Source organism: Streptomyces sp. NPDC002817 (genome assembly GCF_053592055.1).
Map to the genome: position 1 here is coordinate 343,842 of NZ_JBSFUY010000003.1, position 15,600 is coordinate 359,441.

Annotated in this window: 14 protein-coding genes; 6 read left to right on the top strand and 8 right to left on the bottom strand. The window is 69.3% G+C overall.

Annotated elements, in window-relative coordinates; translation table 11 throughout:
* Nucleotides 1-6: 6 nt before the first annotated feature.
* Both ACWD3I_RS07620 and ACWD3I_RS07625 read right to left on the bottom strand, forming a co-directional pair.
* On the bottom strand, nt 7-501 hold the full coding sequence (locus ACWD3I_RS07620) for an LURP-one-related/scramblase family protein (protein WP_365393609.1): 495 nt from the start codon (nt 499-501) through the stop codon (nt 7-9).
* Nucleotides 502-600: 99 nt separating this feature from the next.
* The gene (locus ACWD3I_RS07625; protein WP_365393611.1) at nt 601-1,614 is read right to left on the bottom strand and encodes a helix-turn-helix domain-containing protein; all 1,014 of its coding nucleotides are present in this window, start codon (nt 1,612-1,614) and stop codon (nt 601-603) included.
* 53 nt (nt 1,615-1,667) lie between these two features.
* Between ACWD3I_RS07625 and ACWD3I_RS07630 the strand changes: the two genes are divergently transcribed.
* Nucleotides 1,668-2,078, top strand: coding sequence for a cupin domain-containing protein (locus tag ACWD3I_RS07630; RefSeq protein WP_365393613.1), 411 nt, complete (start codon nt 1,668-1,670; stop codon nt 2,076-2,078).
* 87 nt (nt 2,079-2,165) lie between these two features.
* On the opposite strand, the gene ACWD3I_RS07635 is transcribed toward ACWD3I_RS07630, so the two are convergent.
* The 4 genes from ACWD3I_RS07635 to ACWD3I_RS07650 all read right to left on the bottom strand — a co-directional run bounded on the left by ACWD3I_RS07635 (nt 2,166) and on the right by ACWD3I_RS07650 (nt 6,631).
* Entirely contained in the window at nt 2,166-2,405 is a 240-nt protein-coding gene (locus ACWD3I_RS07635) for a DUF6458 family protein (RefSeq protein WP_365393615.1), read from the bottom strand.
* Nucleotides 2,406-2,469: 64 nt separating this feature from the next.
* Complete coding sequence (locus ACWD3I_RS07640; protein ID WP_365393617.1) at nt 2,470-3,765, bottom strand: M18 family aminopeptidase; 1,296 nt, start codon at nt 3,763-3,765, stop codon at nt 2,470-2,472.
* A gap of 77 nt (nt 3,766-3,842) precedes the next feature.
* On the bottom strand, nt 3,843-5,669 hold the full coding sequence (locus ACWD3I_RS07645) for an acyl-CoA dehydrogenase (protein WP_365393619.1): 1,827 nt from the start codon (nt 5,667-5,669) through the stop codon (nt 3,843-3,845).
* A 134-nt stretch (nt 5,670-5,803) separates the two neighbouring features.
* Nucleotides 5,804-6,631, bottom strand: a complete 828-nt coding sequence (locus ACWD3I_RS07650) for an intradiol ring-cleavage dioxygenase (protein WP_365393621.1) — start codon at nt 6,629-6,631, stop codon at nt 5,804-5,806.
* Nucleotides 6,632-6,799: 168 nt separating this feature from the next.
* On the opposite strand from ACWD3I_RS07650, the gene ACWD3I_RS07655 reads away from it, so the two are divergent.
* From ACWD3I_RS07655 to ACWD3I_RS07665, 3 genes are all read left to right on the top strand, one after another.
* Nucleotides 6,800-7,264 (top strand): SseB family protein, encoded by a 465-nt coding sequence (locus ACWD3I_RS07655; RefSeq protein ID WP_046261114.1) that lies wholly within the window; start codon nt 6,800-6,802, stop codon nt 7,262-7,264.
* A 68-nt stretch (nt 7,265-7,332) separates the two neighbouring features.
* Entirely contained in the window at nt 7,333-8,172 is an 840-nt protein-coding gene (locus ACWD3I_RS07660) for a hypothetical protein (RefSeq protein ID WP_365393624.1), read from the top strand.
* Between the two features lie 91 nt (nt 8,173-8,263).
* Entirely contained in the window at nt 8,264-9,235 is a 972-nt protein-coding gene (locus ACWD3I_RS07665) for a pirin family protein (protein ID WP_351675558.1), read from the top strand.
* A 90-nt stretch (nt 9,236-9,325) separates the two neighbouring features.
* Here the strand turns inward: ACWD3I_RS07665 and ACWD3I_RS07670 are convergent, their stop codons facing one another.
* Together ACWD3I_RS07670 and ACWD3I_RS07675 are read right to left on the bottom strand one after the other, a co-directional pair.
* Nucleotides 9,326-10,198, bottom strand: coding sequence for a BRO-N domain-containing protein (locus ACWD3I_RS07670; protein WP_365393626.1), 873 nt, complete (start codon nt 10,196-10,198; stop codon nt 9,326-9,328).
* A 108-nt stretch (nt 10,199-10,306) separates the two neighbouring features.
* Nucleotides 10,307-12,439 carry an ATP-binding SpoIIE family protein phosphatase gene (locus ACWD3I_RS07675; protein WP_365393628.1) on the bottom strand — a complete coding sequence of 711 codons (2,133 nt, stop codon included), beginning with the start codon at nt 12,437-12,439 and terminating at the stop codon, nt 10,307-10,309.
* A gap of 183 nt (nt 12,440-12,622) precedes the next feature.
* On the opposite strand from ACWD3I_RS07675, the gene aspS reads away from it, so the two are divergent.
* Both aspS and ACWD3I_RS07685 read left to right on the top strand, forming a co-directional pair.
* The gene (gene aspS, locus ACWD3I_RS07680; protein WP_365393630.1) at nt 12,623-14,386 is read left to right on the top strand and encodes an aspartate--tRNA ligase; all 1,764 of its coding nucleotides are present in this window, start codon (nt 12,623-12,625) and stop codon (nt 14,384-14,386) included.
* A gap of 134 nt (nt 14,387-14,520) precedes the next feature.
* On the top strand, nt 14,521-15,462 hold the full coding sequence (locus ACWD3I_RS07685) for an intradiol ring-cleavage dioxygenase (RefSeq protein ID WP_365393632.1): 942 nt from the start codon (nt 14,521-14,523) through the stop codon (nt 15,460-15,462).
* The last annotated feature ends 138 nt before the right edge of the window (nt 15,463-15,600 follow it).

Here is a 15,600-nt window from a genome sequence, read left to right on the forward strand (position 1 = left end):
CGGGCCCTAGTCCTCCCGCTCCTTCTCGGCGAGGTGGATCACGCACACCGCCACCGCGATCAGCAGCGCCGGGTCCGTGTCCTCCCGCACGACATCGACGCCGTAGGTCTCCCGCACGTGCAGCCACCGCCGGGAGACCACGGCGAGCAGCTCACCGTCGTACTCGACTGCGAACTCCCGGTCGAGGATCTTCCCGCTGACGTCGAGTTCGGTGCTGCCGTCCGCCAGGGACACCCGGTAGTGGTTGCGCAGCAGGGACAGCCGCTTGCGCTTGATGGTGGCCAGCGGTTCGCCGTCCCGCTCGATGAGCATCGTGTCCCGCAGGGCGAACATCTTCTGCCGGATGTCGATCAGGACGCGCCCACGGGTGTCCTTCAGCTCGAAGGTGTCCCGCAGCCGCATGGCCTTGCCGTCGACGAGGAACACCTTGTTGCCCTGGTCGTCCTCGATCCAGTAGTCGTCACCGAAGCCGAGGAGCCGGTCGCGTACGAGGAATCTCATGCCGTTACGGCTTCCCCGACCTGCGCGACGGAACGCAACCGATAGGCCGTCGGGATGGTCGACACGCCGGGGTCGGTGTGGTGTCCGAGCTGCGACAGCTCAGGTCCGAGACCACGGCGCCTCCGTCGCCGACGTCCCGAACCGTCTCCGGTACGCCGACGGGCTGAGCCCCGTCTCGCGCCGCACGCGCGCGCGGAGGTTCGCGGCCGTCCCCAGGCCGCTGCGGGCGGCCACCACGTCCAGCCGTTCCTCGCCCCGCTCGATCAGCCGGCAGGCCAGCGCCACGCGCTCCCCCGTCAGCCAGGCCAACGGCGTCGTGCCGAGCTGGGCCTGGAAACGGCGGTGCAGCGTGGCGGGGGAGACGGCCGCACGGGCGGCGAGCTCCGTCACCGTCAGCGGCTCCCCGAGCCGTTCCTGCGCCCACGCCAGCAACGGCGCCAGCGACTCGGCCGGCACGTCGGGCACCGGACGCTTCACGAACTGCCGCTGCCCGCCGTCCCGATGGGCGGCGAAGACCAGCCGCCGGGACACCGCGTTGGCGGCCTCTGCGCCGTGGTCGCGCCGCCAGATGTGCAGCCCGAGGTCGAGCGCGGCGGCACTGCCGGCGGCGGTGAGGAGGTCGCCCTCGTCGACGAAGAGGACGTCGGGCTCCAGGAGAACCTTGGGATGCAGCTCGCGGAACGCGTCCGCCCACAGCCAGTGGGTGGTGGCCCGCCGCCCGTCCAGCAGCCCCGCCTCGGCAAGCGCGAAGCTGCCGGTGCACAGGCTCATGACGCGGGCGCCACGCGCGTGCGTGCGGCGAATGGCGTCGAGTACCGCGCCCCCGCGCGGTACGACGTTGTCCGGCCGCCCCGGTACGACCAGGGTGTCGGCCTCGTCCACGGCCTCGAGCCCGGGCACACCGCTCAGCGTGAAGAATCCGTGGTTCATCCGCACCCCGGGCGCGGGCGTGCACAGCGTCACCTCGTACAACGGCCCCGGCAGCCCCAGTTCGGGCCGCGGCAGCCCGAACAGCTCGGTGGCGACGCCGACTTCGAAGGGGTTGGTGCCCTCGTCGACGATGACCGTGACCCGGTGCGGACGTATGTTCGGTTGAGAGGATCCTTGCGGCATGTGCAATTCCTAGCACTCGTGCACGTGCCGGGCCACGGCCGACGATGACGGACATGAGCGAACCCGTCTCCCTCGAGCCGATCTCCCTGGAAAAGGCCCTCGCGTCCTTCACGGACCAGTGGAGCCCCCGCATCGTCACGACCGTCAACGACTACGACGTACGCATCGCCAAGGTCGAGGGCGAACACCTCTGGCACACCCACGACCACACCGACGAGTTCTTCCTCGTCCTCGACGGCGAACTCCACATCGCCCTGCGCGAACCGACCGGCGAACGCACGGTCGTCCTCCCCAAGGGCTCGGTCTTCACGGTCCCCCGCGGCACCGAGCACAAGCCGTACGCCCTCGTCCCGTCGGCGATCCTCGTCCTCGAACCCACCGGCACCCTCACGGTCGGCGACCGCCACGAGGACGTACCGGAGCATGTGGACGCGACCACGGGGCACGCGCTGAACCAGGCGTGACCGAACGGAACAGGACCCGGGGTGTGCCGGTCCGTCTCGCCGAGGGCGGTGCGGACCGGCTGCCCCTCGTGCCGGCCGGTATGGAGATCAGGCGCTGTAGCCGCCCCCGCGCCGGTGGTGGTCGTCCTCGACCACCGTCGTCGTGGACGGCGGTACCACCACGCGCCGACGCCTGGCGATGCTGCTGAACGTCGCGACGCCGATCAGTCCGACGATCATGAAGATGACGCCGACCAGGTCGAGATTGACTCCCTGCATCTCCCAGTCGGTCGCGAACGTGAGGATGGCTCCCGCGGCGATGAGGATGATGCATCCGCCGAGGCCCATAGTGTCGCCTCCCTGTCCGGTCCGGTCGGTCCGGTCCGGACGCCGGGTACCCACTCCTCGTGAACTACCCCTCCAGGAACGCCACCAGTGCGTTCGCCAGCAGATGCGGGTCGTCCGCGCCGCACAGTTCGCGGGCGCTGTGCATCGACAGGATGGCGACGCCGATGTCGACGGTCTTGATGCCGTGCCGGGCCGCCGTGATGGGGCCGATCGTGGTGCCGCAGGGCATGGAGTTGTTGGAGACGAAGGACTGGAAGGGGACGCCGGCCTTCTCGCAGGCGGCGGCGAAGACCGCGCGGCCCGAACCGTCCGTGGCGTAGCGGTTGTTGACGTTGACCTTGAGGATCGGGCCGCCGTTGACCCGCGGGTGGTGCGTGGGGTCGTGGCGCTCCGCGTAGTTGGGGTGGATCGCGTGGCCCGTGTCGGAGGACAGACAGACCGTGCCGGCGAAGGCTCTCGCCCGGTCCTCGTAGGACCCTCCGCGCGCGAACACCGAACGCTCCAGCACACTGCCGAGCAGCGGCCCGTCCGCGCCGGTGTCCGACTGCGAGCCGTTCTCCTCGTGGTCGAAGGCGGCGAGTACGGGGATGTGGGACAGGGCCGAGCCGGCGGAGACCGCGCTCAGCGCGGCGACCTCGGCGTGCACGGACAGCAGGTTGTCCATGCGCGGGCCGGCCACCAGCTCCTTGTCGCGGCCCAGATAGGCCGGGGGCTCCACGGAGTGCACCATCAGGTCCCAGCCGGTCACCTCGCCCGCCGGGAGCCCGTTCTCCTCCTCCAGGAAGGCGATGAGGTCGCCCTCTCGGATGTCGTCGCCGAGCCCCCAGATGGGTTGCAGATGCCGCTGCTTGTCGAGCTTGAGGCCCTCCGTCGACACCGAGCGGTCCAGGTGGACGGCGAGCTGCGGGACTCGCAGCAGCGGCCGGCCGACGTTGACCAGTCGCGTCGAGCCGTCCCGCAGGGTCAGCCGGCCGGCCAGGCCCAGGTCACGGTCGAGCCAGGAGTTCAGCAGCGGTCCGCCGTAGATCTCCACGGCGACCTGGCGCCAGCCGTGCGCCCCGGCGTCCGGCAGGGGCTTGACCCGCAGGTTGGGGGAGTCGGTGTGCGAGCCGACGATCCGGAAGGGGGTGTGCGGCTCGGCGCCCTCGGGGACGTACCAGGCCACGATCGCGCCGCCGCGCAGCACGTACTTGCCGCCGGTCGTCCCGTCCCAGGCATCCGTCTCCGCGACCTGCCTGAAGCCCGCCTTCTCCAGTCGCTCGGCGGCGTTCGCCACGGCGTGGTACGGCGAGGGGCCGGCAGCCAGGAAGGACATGAGGTCGTCGGTGTGACCGCGGTCGAAGCGGGAGGGTTCGCTCATGGGGTTCACCTTAACGACGTACGAAGGCCCGCTCCGGTGCTGGGAGCGGGCCCTCGGGAGAGCTGTGCGGGTGTGTCCTAGAACGCGGCCTCGTCCAGCTCCATCAGGTCGAGCTCGACGCCCTGGGCGAGCTTGCGGGCGCCGGTGACGCCGGGCAGGACGTTGGCCGCGAAGAACTTCGCCGCCGCGATCTTGCCGGTGTAGAACGCCTTGTCCTTGGCGGAGGCCGTCTCCAGCTTCTCGGCGGCGACCGCGGCGCCCTTGAGGAGCAGGTAGCCGACGACGACGTCGCCGGAGGCCAGCAGCAGGCGGGTGGTGTTCAGGCCCACCTTGTAGATGTTCTTGACGTCCTGCTCGGTGGCCGCGAGGTCGGTCAGCATCAGACCGACGATGGCCTCCAGCTCGACGGCCGCCTTGGCCAGGTGCTCGCGGGCGCCCGCGAGGTCCTCGCCGCCCGTGCCGAGCGCCAGGAACTTCTTGATGTCCTCGGCGAGACCGTTCAGGGCCGCGCCCTGGTTGCGGACGATCTTCCGGAAGAAGAAGTCCTGGCCCTGGATGGCCGTGGTGCCCTCGTACAGGGTGTCGATCTTGGCGTCGCGGATGTACTGCTCGATCGGGTACTCCTGGAGGAACCCGGAGCCGCCGAAGGTCTGGAGCGACTGGGCGAGCTGCTCGTAGCCCTTCTCCGAGCCGTAGCCCTTCACGATCGGCAGGAGCAGGTCGTTGAGCGCGTGCTCGGCCTTGGCGTCCTCGCCCGCGGCCTCCTTGACGGCGATCGCGTCCTGGATGGAGGCGGTGTAGAGGACGAGGGCGCGCATGCCCTCCGCGTACGCCTTCTGCGTCATGAGCGAGCGGCGTACGTCGGGGTGGTGGGTGATGGTGACCTTGGGCGCGGCCTTGTCGCCGAAGGCCGCCAGGTCGGAACCCTGGACGCGCTCCTTGGCGTACTCCAGCGCGTTCAGGTAGCCCGTGGACAGCGTGGAGATCGCCTTCGTGCCGACCATCATGCGGGCGAACTCGATGATGCGGAACATCTGGCGGATGCCGTCGTGCTTGTCGCCGATCAGCCAGCCCTTGGCGGGGTGCTGGTCGCCGAAGGTCATCTCGCAGGTGTTGGAGGCCTTCAGGCCCATCTTGTGCTCGACGTTGGTGGCGTAGGCGCCGTTGCGCTCGCCCAGCTCGCCGGTCTCGAAGTCGAAGAGGTACTTCGGGACCATGAAGAGGGACAGGCCCTTGGTACCGGGGCCGTGGCCCTCGGGGCGGGCGAGGACGTAGTGGAGGATGTTCTCCTCCATGTCGTGCTCACCGGACGTGATGAAGCGCTTGACGCCCTCGATGTGCCAGGAGCCGTCCTCCTGCTGGATCGCCTTGGTGCGGCCGGCGCCGACGTCCGAACCCGCGTCGGGCTCGGTCAGCACCATGGTCGAACCCCAGGTCTTCTCCACGGCGATCTGGGCGATCTTCTTCTGTACGTCGTTGCCCTCGTCGTAGAGGATCCCGGCGAACGCCGGGCCGGAGGAGTACATCCACACGGCCGGGTTCGCGCCCAGGATCAGCTCCGCGTACGACCAGATCAGGGACGGCGGGGCGGTGGTGCCGCCGATGGCCTCCGGGACGCCCAGCCGCCAGTACTCGGAGTCCATGAAGGCCTTGTAGCTCTTCTTGAAGGACGCGGGAACCGGCGCGGTGTTGGTCTCCGGGTCGAAGACCGGCGGGTTGCGGTCGGCGTCCGCGAAGGACTCCGCCAGCTCGTTCTCCGCGAGGCGCGTCAGCTCGTCGAGGATGCTCTTCGCGGTCTCGACGTCCATCTCCTCGAACGGACCGGTGCCGTACAGCTTGTCCCGCCCGAGGACCTCGAAGAGGTTGAACTCGATGTCGCGGAGATTGGACTTGTAGTGCCCCATGGCGACGGCTCCCGTAGAGAGTCGGGCGAGGCACTGGATCCTCGCGTTAGTTCACGTACCGACAAGTAGCTTCGATACGATGATGCTACCCGTCGGTAATAAACCGCAACCCTGATCCAGTCATCTGTGACGGTTCACACCGGAATCGTGAGGGTGGCGGTGTAACCCCTCTCGACACTTCCGGTGACGGCCGCCATCTGCTGGTCGTACCCATCACTGAAAACCATGTCCGTCTCGATGGAGAGCCGACCGAGGTTGGACACACTCTCGCTGTAGCCGTCCGTCGCGTACACCGTGTCGCAGACGTCCTTGGGGAACGCGAGCTGCGAGGTGTTGGTGATGGAGGTGGCCGCGGTCGCGTCCTCCAGGTCGGCGTAGACCTCGAAGTGGACGTGCGGCCAGCGGCCGGTGTAGCAGCCCGGGAAGACGCTGGTGAAGGTGACCTGCCCCTTGTCGTCGGTCTCCTGCACACCCCGCAGATAGTTTTCGTCCGTGACGCCCTCGGTGTACAGGGAGTAGTTCCCTTCGCGGTCGCAGTGCCAGACGTAGACCGCGGCGCCCTCTCTCGGGGTCCCGCAGCCGGAGGCGGCGTCCACGACCGTCAGCGTGAACGTCAGGGGCACCCCCTCGGCGGTGCCGCCCCCGGAGTCGCCGAAGCTCGTGCGGATGTCGCTGCGGACGACACCGCTCTCCCTGAGGACGTTCACACCGTTCGATCCGTCGCCGGGGTAGGGCCCGGCGGTCTCCTCGGGAATGGTGGCGCATTCCGAGGAGGACGACGAGCCGGCCGTGGCAGAGGATGAGGTGGACGCGGTGGAGTCGTTGTCGGCGGAACAGCCGACCAGCGGTACCAGGCTCGCTCCCGCCATCAGCCGGATCATCCGCCGGCGGGCGAGGACGGGAAGATCGTGGGCGAGTCCTCCGTCGTGCTCGTGAGCTGCGTCGTCGTGGTGTCCGCGCATGGCTGTCCTCTTGGTGGTGGGCCGCTGTCCGTGCCGCTCCCCTCGGCACTACAGACGCTACGAGGGGCGGCCGCCGGAAACCACGGCCGCCGCCTGTCAAGCCGCTGTCGGTCTGCCCGGTCCCCATTGCCGCCCGCCGCCCCCGCCCCGATCGGTACTCTTGCGCCCATGTACGGCTACGACCAGAGCGCGGGTACGCAGCAGCAGTACGCCGCCCCACAGCAGCAGATGCCGGGCGGGTACGGCCAGCAGCCGCCGCTGTATCCCGAGCCGTCCCCGCCGTCCCTCGCGGACGCCGTGCGGGCCTTCACGACGGGCCAGCTGGCGGCGGAGGACTTCCAGCAGGTCTTCGCCACGTCCAAGGTGTACTGCCCGCGCGGCGACAACCCCGGATTCCTCGCCCTGCACAACACCCAGCAGCCGGTGATCCCGATGTTCACCTCGCTCAAGGAACTGCGCCGGTACGCGGGCAAGGAGTCCAAGTACTTCGTGATCACGGGCGCGGAGGTGATCGACCTGCTGCCCACCGGCTACGGCTTCGTCCTCGACATGGAGGGCGAGCACCGGATGGTCTTCGACGCGAAGGCCGTGGAGCAGATGGTCGAGTTCGCGATGCGCCGGATGTACGGCTGAGTGCCGCATCCACGACCGCTACGACTGAACCGCTCCTTCCGGTCCCCGGGCTCGCCTACTGTGCCCGCGTGACCGAGATCGACACATCGCCGCTGGTCCTGCACGGTCGGCGGCGTTCTGTTGCCCGCCTCCGGGCGGGCGCCGTGCTGCTGGAGACCGGTGGAGTGCGCCACCGGATCCCCGTCGCGGCGATCGCCCGCGTCGACGTGACCGGCCCCGGAGGCCGGGTGCTGACGGTCGTCGTGGCCACGACCCCCACCGATCCGGTGACCTACTCCTACTCCCTCACCTCCCGCAGCGCACCGGCCGTACAGGCGTTCGCCGAGGCGGTACGCCGGGCACTGCCCGTGCGCGACGCCGACGAGCCGCGTCCACAGGTGTCGGCGGAGCCGGTCGAGCGGTCCGGCCCACATCTGGGATACGCGATCCTCGGCGCCCTGCTCCTCACTTACGTGCTGGTCGCGGTGGTGCTGGTGAACCGCGGTGCGGGGGAGCGGGCCGTCGTCCTCTGGCTGGCCGGTCCGATGCTGACGGGCGCCGGGAGCACCGTCCTGCCGGGCGGCGTGCGCACGGTGCGGGAGGCTGTCGTGCTGCGCCGCCGGGGGATCACGGTGGAGGGACGGCGCGAGCGGTCGTACGAGGTCGGGACCGGCGAGGACGCCGTCACGCATCACACGTACGCGTACGTCGACGCCCTGGGCAACGCGCGTACGCGCAGCGGGCGGCAGGGCGGGGCGGACGAGGTCGACATCCTGTACGACCCCGAGGATCCGGAGGGCACCACCAAGGTCGGGCACCGTACCGCCGGGCACCTCGCCCTCGGTCTGTTCCGCCTGGTCCTCGGGCTGTCCACGGTGTCGGCGGGCCTGTGGGCGATGGGCGTCGGGACGGTGGCCCTGTTGCATTGACGGCGGCGGGAATGTGCCTGCGGACCTCGTGGTTAGGGGTGGCAGGAAGTTCAATGCTCAACTAAACTGGACGCACCAAGGAGGTACCGACATGCCCGCAGTGACCGTGGAGAACCCGCTGACGCTCCCCCGCGTGGCCGCCCCGGCCGACGCCGTGGCCCGTCCCGTGCTCGGCGTCACGACCGCGCCGAGCGGTTTCGAGGGTGAGGGCTTTCCGGTGCGCCGTGCGTTCGCCGGGATCCATTACCGGCAGCTGGATCCGTTCATCATGATGGATCAGATGGGGGAGGTTGATTACGCGCCTGGGGAGCCGAAGGGCACCCCCTGGCACCCGCACCGTGGCTTCGAGACCGTCACCTACATCATCGACGGCGTCTTCGACCACCAGGACAGCCAGGGCGGCGGCGGCACCATCACCAACGGCGACACCCAGTGGATGACCGCCGGTTCGGGCCTGCTCCACATCGAGGCGCCGCCGGAGTCCCTGGTCATGTCCGGCGGTCTCTTCCACGGCCTCCAGCTGTGGGTGAACCTCCCTGCCAAGGACAAGATGATGGCCCCGCGCTACCAGGACATCCGCGGTGGCAACGTCCAGCTGCTGACGACGCCCGACGGTGGCGCACTCCTTCGAGTGATCGCCGGTGAGCTGGACGGTCACGACGGTCCCGGTATCACTCACACCCCGATCACGATGGTCCACGCGACGCTGGCGCCGGGTGCGGAGCTCACGCTGCCGTGGCGGGAGGACTTCAACGGACTTGCGTACGTCCTCGCCGGCCGGGGGTCGGTGGGCGCCGAGCGGCGACCGATCCACCTGGGTCAGACCGCGGTCTTCGGCGCAGGTGGGTCCCTGACCGTCCGCGCGGACGAGAAGCAGGACTCGCACACGCCGGACATGGAGGTCGTACTTCTGGGCGGCCAGCCGATCCGTGAGCCCATGGCCCACTACGGCCCGTTCGTCATGAACACCCGTGAGGAACTCCAGCAGGCGTTCGACGACTTCCAGAAGGGGCGGCTGGGGACGATCCCGGCCGTGCACGGGATGTCGCAGGGTGGCCTGTAAAGCGGGCTGAGACTCGGTAGGTTGTGAGAAGGCCCGAAGCCGCAAGTTCGAGGTGCGGCTTCGGGCCTTCTCTCCGTGGGCGCTACCGGATCACGGCAGTACGTAGAACGGCGCGCCGTCCGGAGCGCGGCCCACCTGCCGCACGCACCCGTTCTCGGACAGCAGCTCCAGGCTGTTCTGGACCCGGGAGGGCGACAGCCCGGTGCACACGGCGATCTCCTCCACGCTGTAGTCGGCCCCACCGTGCAGGAGGGCGGGGGCCAGGTGGGCGGCCACCGTGTGGATGTCCTCGGTGACCACCAGGTTCCTGGTCCTCCAGTTGGACAAGAGCTGTTCGGGCGTCAACTCCGGTGCCTGGACGGTGCGGGCGAGATCGTTGCGGCCTCGGAGGGTCTGGGCGATGTCCCGGAGTACCTCGACGATGGTGTTCTGGCTGTTGTTGATCTGCTGGAGTGCCTCGTTCGTCTGGATGCTGCGTTCTTCGAGCCGGACCAGGGCGTCAGCGAGCTGTTCAGGCACGGCGTATGCGGTGCAGCCCGTGGCGGCGGGCTGCTGCACGGGGGCGGGTTCCAGGGAGTAGGAGCCGTCGCGCTGGATGGTGGCGATGACTTCGGAGACCCATGCCTTGAAGGGCTGGGCCGACGGTTTGGTGCAGCCGTTGACCAACCGGATCAGACCCTGGAGGTCCACAAGATTCATGTCTCGGCGCCACTCCCGACCTGCGGGAATGCTGAGAGCGTACCCTCCAGTTACGCTCTCAAGACTCTCTCGGTGCTCGGTGGGGACATGGTCCGCCAGAGTCTTCCGGGGGTTCCTGTATCCCAGCTCCTTGAGTACGTCCGCCGTGGGAAACCAGTGCGTCCCGTCCGGCATCGTCAGCCTCCGTACCCGGGCCCCTGTGGCCGCGAACACGAAGTCGTTGATGTCGATCGCGTCCTTGCGCGTGTTGTTCTGCTCGTTCATCGAGCATCACCTCCGCTCCGGAACCTAGAGACGCGGAGGGGTAACTCATGTCCATAGCAAGGACGTTCATCCGAAAGGTGGACAGACGTACCGATTCTGCCGACCGCGTTATTCCGGTGTCTCCGCCGCCGTGGACTCGTAGAGCTCGAACCAGATGCTCTTGCCCTCGCCCTGCGGGTCCACGCCCCAGGTGTCGGCAAGCAGTTCGATGAGGACCAGACCGCGGCCCGACGACGCCAGTTCGCCGGGGCGGCGGACGTGGGGGAGGTCGTCGCTGGTGTCCGTCACCTTCACATGTATATGGCGGGCGCCCTGTTCGCCGCGTACCTCCGCCAGGAGCAGCGCGTCCGCGTCGGTGTGGACCAGGACGTTCGTCAGCATCTCGGACAGCAGCAGTACCGCCGAGTCCACCTGGTCCTCCGACGGCCAGTCGTGGAGGAGCTCCTTCAGTTGCTGGCGGGCCACTGCCACGCGTTCCGGTTCCGCCTGGGCGACCGACAGCATCGTGCGGCGGATCGGCGGTGTCGTCACGACGGTGTCGCCGCAGCCGCAGCCCGCTCCCTCGCGGCACAGCAGCAACACCGCTATGTCGTCCTCGCGGCGGTCCGCCAGAGGGCCCGTCGTGTGGTGGGAGGAGGGGCCGTGCACTGCCTGGACCAGGGCGTCCGCCAGTTCCTCGAGATCGCCCTTGTGCTCCTCCAGGATCGTGCGGACCCGCTGCCAGCCGGTCTCCAGGTCGTGGCCGCCCGTCTCGATCAGGCCGTCGGTGCAGACCATCATCGTCTCGCCGGGCTCGAGGGTGAGGCGGGTCGTGGGGTAGTCGGCGTCGGGGTCGATGCCGAGGGGGAGGCCGCCGTCCGTGCGGCGGACCAGGACCGTGCCGTCCGCCATGCGGATCGCGGGGTCGGGGTGGCCGGCGCGGGCGATGTCGAGGCGGCCGGTGGCGGGGTCGACCTCGACGTAGAGGCAGGTCGCGAAGCGATGGTCGGCGGGGTCGTCGGCGTCGTACGTCATGCCGTGCAGGAAGCGGGAGGCGCGGGACAGGACCGCGTCGGGGCGGTGGCCCTCCGAGGCGTAGGCCCGCAGGGCTATGCGCAGCTGGCCCATGAGGCCTGCCGCGTGGACGTCGTGGCCCTGTACGTCGCCTATGACCAGGGCGAAGCGTCCTCCCCCGGGCAGCGGGATCATGTCGTACCAGTCGCCGCCCACCTGGAGGCCGCCGCCGGTGGGGACATAGCGGGCCGCCACGCTCATGCCCGGTATCTCGGGGCCCAGTTTGGGGAGCATGGAGCGTTGGAGGCCGTCGGTGAGCTCTCTGGCCGACTCCGCCGCCTCCGCGCGGGACAGTGCCTGGGCGAGCATCCGGGCGACCGTCGTGAGCACGGATCTCTCGTCCGGGGTGAAGGCGACCGGGTAGGCGAAGGCCGCCATCCACGCGCCCATCGTGCGGCCCGCGACCGTGAGGGGGATGAAGGCCCAGGACTGGCGGCCGAAGTGGGCCGCGAGGGGCCAGGTGACCGGGTAGCGGTTCCGGTACTGCTCGGGGGTGGAGAGGTAGACCGCGCGGCCGGTGCGGACCACCTCGGCGGCCGGGTAGTCCGTCTCCAGGGCCATGTGGGAGAAGGGGCCCTCGTCGCCGGGCTGCTGGCCGTGGTGGCCGATGATCTTCAGGCGGTCGCCCTCGACGCCGAAGACCGCGAGGCCGTCCGGGGAGAAGCCCGGCATCGACAGGCCCGCGGCGACCCGCAGGACCTCCTCCGTCGAGCGGGCCTCGGCCAGGGCGCGGCCCGCGTCCAGCAGGAACGCCTCCCTGGATCGCCGCCAGTCGCCGGTGATCGCGCTGCGGGCGGCCGGGGTGCCGGGTGAGGGCTCGGTGACCTCCTGGAGGGTGCCGATCAGGACGAAGGCGCGGCGCGCGGCGTCGTAGGAGGGGTTCGAGCGGCTGCGGACGACCCGCACCACCCGGTTCTGCTCGTCCATGATCCGGATGCGGACCTCGGCGAGGGTGCCCTCGGCGACGGCGAGCTGGATGACGCCGGTGATCTCGTTCCAGTCGACGGCGTGCATACGCGCGCGTGCCTGGACCTCCGTGAGGGTGGTCGGCTCGGCGGGCAGCCCGAGCAGGCGTGCGGCCTCGGCGTCCACGGTGACCTGGCCCGTTGCGGTGTCCCAGTGCCACAGGCCGGTCGCGAGGGCGGCGAGGACGTCCCCCACGGCGGGCAGGGGCTCACCAGTGCGCATTGCCCCACTGTAGGGAGAGGTGATCGGGGGCTGCCACCGATGGCCGGGCCCGCGTCCCGTGATTAATGGTGGGGAGCCGATCTTGGGGCGGCCGGTACCCTTGGCAGGTCCGGGCACCATGGCCCGTTCCTTGTCGGGGAGTGACCCTCGGCACAGCCCAAGATGTAAGGACGATGAACGACGATGCATCGGTACAGGTCCCACACCTGCGGCGAGCTCCGCGCCTCTGACGTCGGTACCGACGTCCGGCTGAGCGGCTGGCTGCACAATCGGCGCGACCTGGGCGGCATCCTCTTCATCGATCTGCGCGACCACTACGGCATCACGCAGCTCGTCGCCCGGCCCGGCACGCCCGCGTACGAGGCCCTGGACAAGGTCTCCAAGGAGTCGACGGTCCGTGTAGACGGCAAGGTTGTTTCACGTGGAACCGACAACGTGAACGCCGACCTGCCCACCGGTGAGATCGAGGTCGAGGTCGGCGAGGTCGAGCTGCTCGGCGCGGCCGCCCCGCTGCCGTTCACGATCAACACCGAGGACGGGGTCAACGAGGAGCGGCGCCTGGAGTACCGCTTCCTGGACCTGCGCCGTGAGCGGATGCACAAGAACATCCTGCTGCGTACGTCGGTCATCTCCGCCATTCGTCACAAGATGACGGCCCTCGGGTTCAACGAGATGGCGACCCCGATCCTGTCCGCCACCTCTCCCGAGGGCGCGCGTGACTTCGTCGTGCCGTCGCGTCTGAACCCGGGCAAGTTCTACGCCCTCCCCCAGGCGCCGCAGCAGTTCAAGCAGCTGCTGATGATCTCCGGCTTCGACCGGTACTTCCAGATCGCGCCCTGTTTCCGTGACGAGGACGCCCGTGCGGACCGTTCGCCGGGCGAGTTCTACCAGCTCGACGTCGAGATGAGCTTCGTCGAGCAGGAGGACGTCTTCCAGCCGATCGAGAAGCTCATGACGGAGCTGTTCGAGGAGTTCGGCAACGGGCGTCATGTGACGTCTCCCTTCCCGAGGATCCCGTTCCGTGAGGCGATGCTGAAGTACGGCTCCGACAAGCCGGACCTGCGGGCCCAGCTGGAGCTCGTCGACATCACCGATGTCTTCGAGGGCTCGGAGTTCAAGGCGTTCGCCGGCAAGCACGTGCGGGCGCTGGCGGTGCCGGACGTCTCCGCGCAGCCGCGGAAGTTCTTCGACCAGCTCGGCGACTACGCCGTCTCGCAGGGTGCGAAGGGTCTGGCCTGGGTCCGCGTGGCCGAGGACGGTTCGCTGTCCGGGCCGATCGCGAAGTTCCTCACCGAGGAGAACGTCGCCGAGCTGACCAAGCGGCTGTCGCTGGCCGCCGGGCACGCGGTGTTCTTCGGCGCGGGCGAGTTCGACGAGGTCTCGAAGATCATGGGCGCGGTGCGGGTCGAGGCCGCCAAGCGCGCCGGGCACTTCGAGGAGGGCGTCTTCCGGTTCTGCTGGATCGTCGACTTCCCGATGTACGAGAAGGACGAGGAGACCGGCGCGATCGACTTCTCGCACAACCCGTTCTCCATGCCGCAGGGCGGTCTCGAGGCCCTGGAGACCCAGGACCCGCTGGACATCCTCGGCTGGCAGTACGACATCGTCTGCAACGGCGTCGAGCTGTCCTCCGGCGCGATCCGGAACCACGAGCCCGAGATCATGCTGAAGGCCTTCGAGATCGCGGGCTACGACCGCGAGACGGTGGAGGAGAAGTTCGCCGGTATGCTGCGCGCGTTCCGCTTCGGCGCCCCGCCGCACGGCGGGATCGCGCCCGGCGTCGACCGCATCGTGATGCTGCTGGCCGACGAGCCGAACATCCGCGAGACCATCGCCTTCCCGCTCAACGGCAACGCCCAGGACCTGATGATGGGCGCGCCGACGGAGCTGGAGGAGGCGCGGCTGAAGGAGCTGCACCTGTCGGTGCGCAAGCCGCAGCCGAAGTAAGGCAAGCCTTGTAACTCGGTTGATCGCAAAGGGACTTGAAATCGACGGACGATTTCAAGTCCCTTTTGCGTGCGCGCCGAAATCGGGCTGTTTTCTCAGCTCGCTGACAGCCTTCTTGCCTAGCTTCCAGCCGCATGACAGCGAATCACCAGCCTCAAGAAGCAGCAGAAGTACGGGATGTGACGCGCCGTAAGGTCGTCGCGGTGGGCGCCGGCGCGGTCGCGGCGGCGGGCCTGGGCGGCAGCGCGTACGCGGCGAACGCCAGGGCGGGGGAGAAGAGACGGCCACCGGCGCAGGCGGCCGAGGAGTGCTATGTGCTGACCTCGGAGACCACCGAGGGTCCGTACTACATCGACGCGGACAAGATCCGCCGGGACGTCACCGAGGACCGGCCGGGTATCCCGTTCCTCCTCAGGATCAAGGTGATCGACAACGAGACCTGCCGGCCGGTCCGGAACGCGGCCGTGGACATCTGGCACTGCGACGCGGTGGGCGTCTACTCGGGGTACGAGGACATGGGCAGCGGGGGCGGCGGTGGCCCGGCTCCCACGGGCACCCCGACCGGCACCCCCACCGACGCTCCGACCGGCCCTCCCCCGGGCGGTGGCGGCGGGCACCAGGAGCCCACCGACGACACCCGCTATCTGCGTGGCACCTGGCGGACGGACCGGCAGGGGTTCGTCACCTTCAAGACGGTCTTCCCGGGCTGGTACCGGGGCCGTACCGTCCACATCCACACCAAGGTGCATGTCAACGGTGAGTGGACGGACGCCGGTTACGAGGGCGGCAACACCTGCCACACCGGCCAGTTCTTCTTCGACGAGGAGTCGGTCATCGCGACGACGACGCTGGAGCCGTACGTCTCCAACGCCGCCGAGCGCACCACGCTCGACGAGGACACGATCTACGACGGCAGCGGCACCGCGGGCGGTCTGCTGAAGCTGCACTACCGCAAGGACGACATCGGCAAGGGCGTCCGCGGGTCGATCACGGTCGGCGTGGACCCGGAGGCGGCCAACGACGGGCAGGACTCCCCGCCCCCGGCGAGTGCGTCCCCGTCTCCGTCCGCCACCTGATCCACCGGGCCCCGCCCCCTACCCGACCTGCGGTTTCGGGAGGAGCGGGGCCCTCCCCCGTTTGTTCACACCTGTGGACGTACCGCCAACCCCCGGGCCGATCCATTGACCCGGAAGGGACCCCTCCGTATGGTCGCG

Coding starts and splice junctions, on each gene's coding strand:
- ACWD3I_RS07645 (WP_365393619.1), bottom strand. CDS start 5,669: ATGGGGCACTACAAGTCCAATCTCCGCGACATCGAGTTCAACCTCTTC.
- ACWD3I_RS07630 (WP_365393613.1), top strand. CDS start 1,668: ATGAGCGAACCCGTCTCCCTCGAGCCGATCTCCCTGGAAAAGGCCCTC.
- ACWD3I_RS07620 (WP_365393609.1), bottom strand. CDS start 501: ATGAGATTCCTCGTACGCGACCGGCTCCTCGGCTTCGGTGACGACTAC.
- ACWD3I_RS07685 (WP_365393632.1), top strand. CDS start 14,521: ATGACAGCGAATCACCAGCCTCAAGAAGCAGCAGAAGTACGGGATGTG.
- ACWD3I_RS07675 (WP_365393628.1), bottom strand. CDS start 12,439: ATGCGCACTGGTGAGCCCCTGCCCGCCGTGGGGGACGTCCTCGCCGCC.
- ACWD3I_RS07635 (WP_365393615.1), bottom strand. CDS start 2,405: ATGGGCCTCGGCGGATGCATCATCCTCATCGCCGCGGGAGCCATCCTC.
- ACWD3I_RS07625 (WP_365393611.1), bottom strand. CDS start 1,614: ATGCCGCAAGGATCCTCTCAACCGAACATACGTCCGCACCGGGTCACG.
- ACWD3I_RS07655 (WP_046261114.1), top strand. CDS start 6,800: ATGTACGGCTACGACCAGAGCGCGGGTACGCAGCAGCAGTACGCCGCC.
- aspS (WP_365393630.1), top strand. CDS start 12,623: ATGCATCGGTACAGGTCCCACACCTGCGGCGAGCTCCGCGCCTCTGAC.
- ACWD3I_RS07670 (WP_365393626.1), bottom strand. CDS start 10,198: ATGAACGAGCAGAACAACACGCGCAAGGACGCGATCGACATCAACGAC.
- ACWD3I_RS07665 (WP_351675558.1), top strand. CDS start 8,264: ATGCCCGCAGTGACCGTGGAGAACCCGCTGACGCTCCCCCGCGTGGCC.
- ACWD3I_RS07640 (WP_365393617.1), bottom strand. CDS start 3,765: ATGAGCGAACCCTCCCGCTTCGACCGCGGTCACACCGACGACCTCATG.
- ACWD3I_RS07650 (WP_365393621.1), bottom strand. CDS start 6,631: ATGCGCGGACACCACGACGACGCAGCTCACGAGCACGACGGAGGACTC.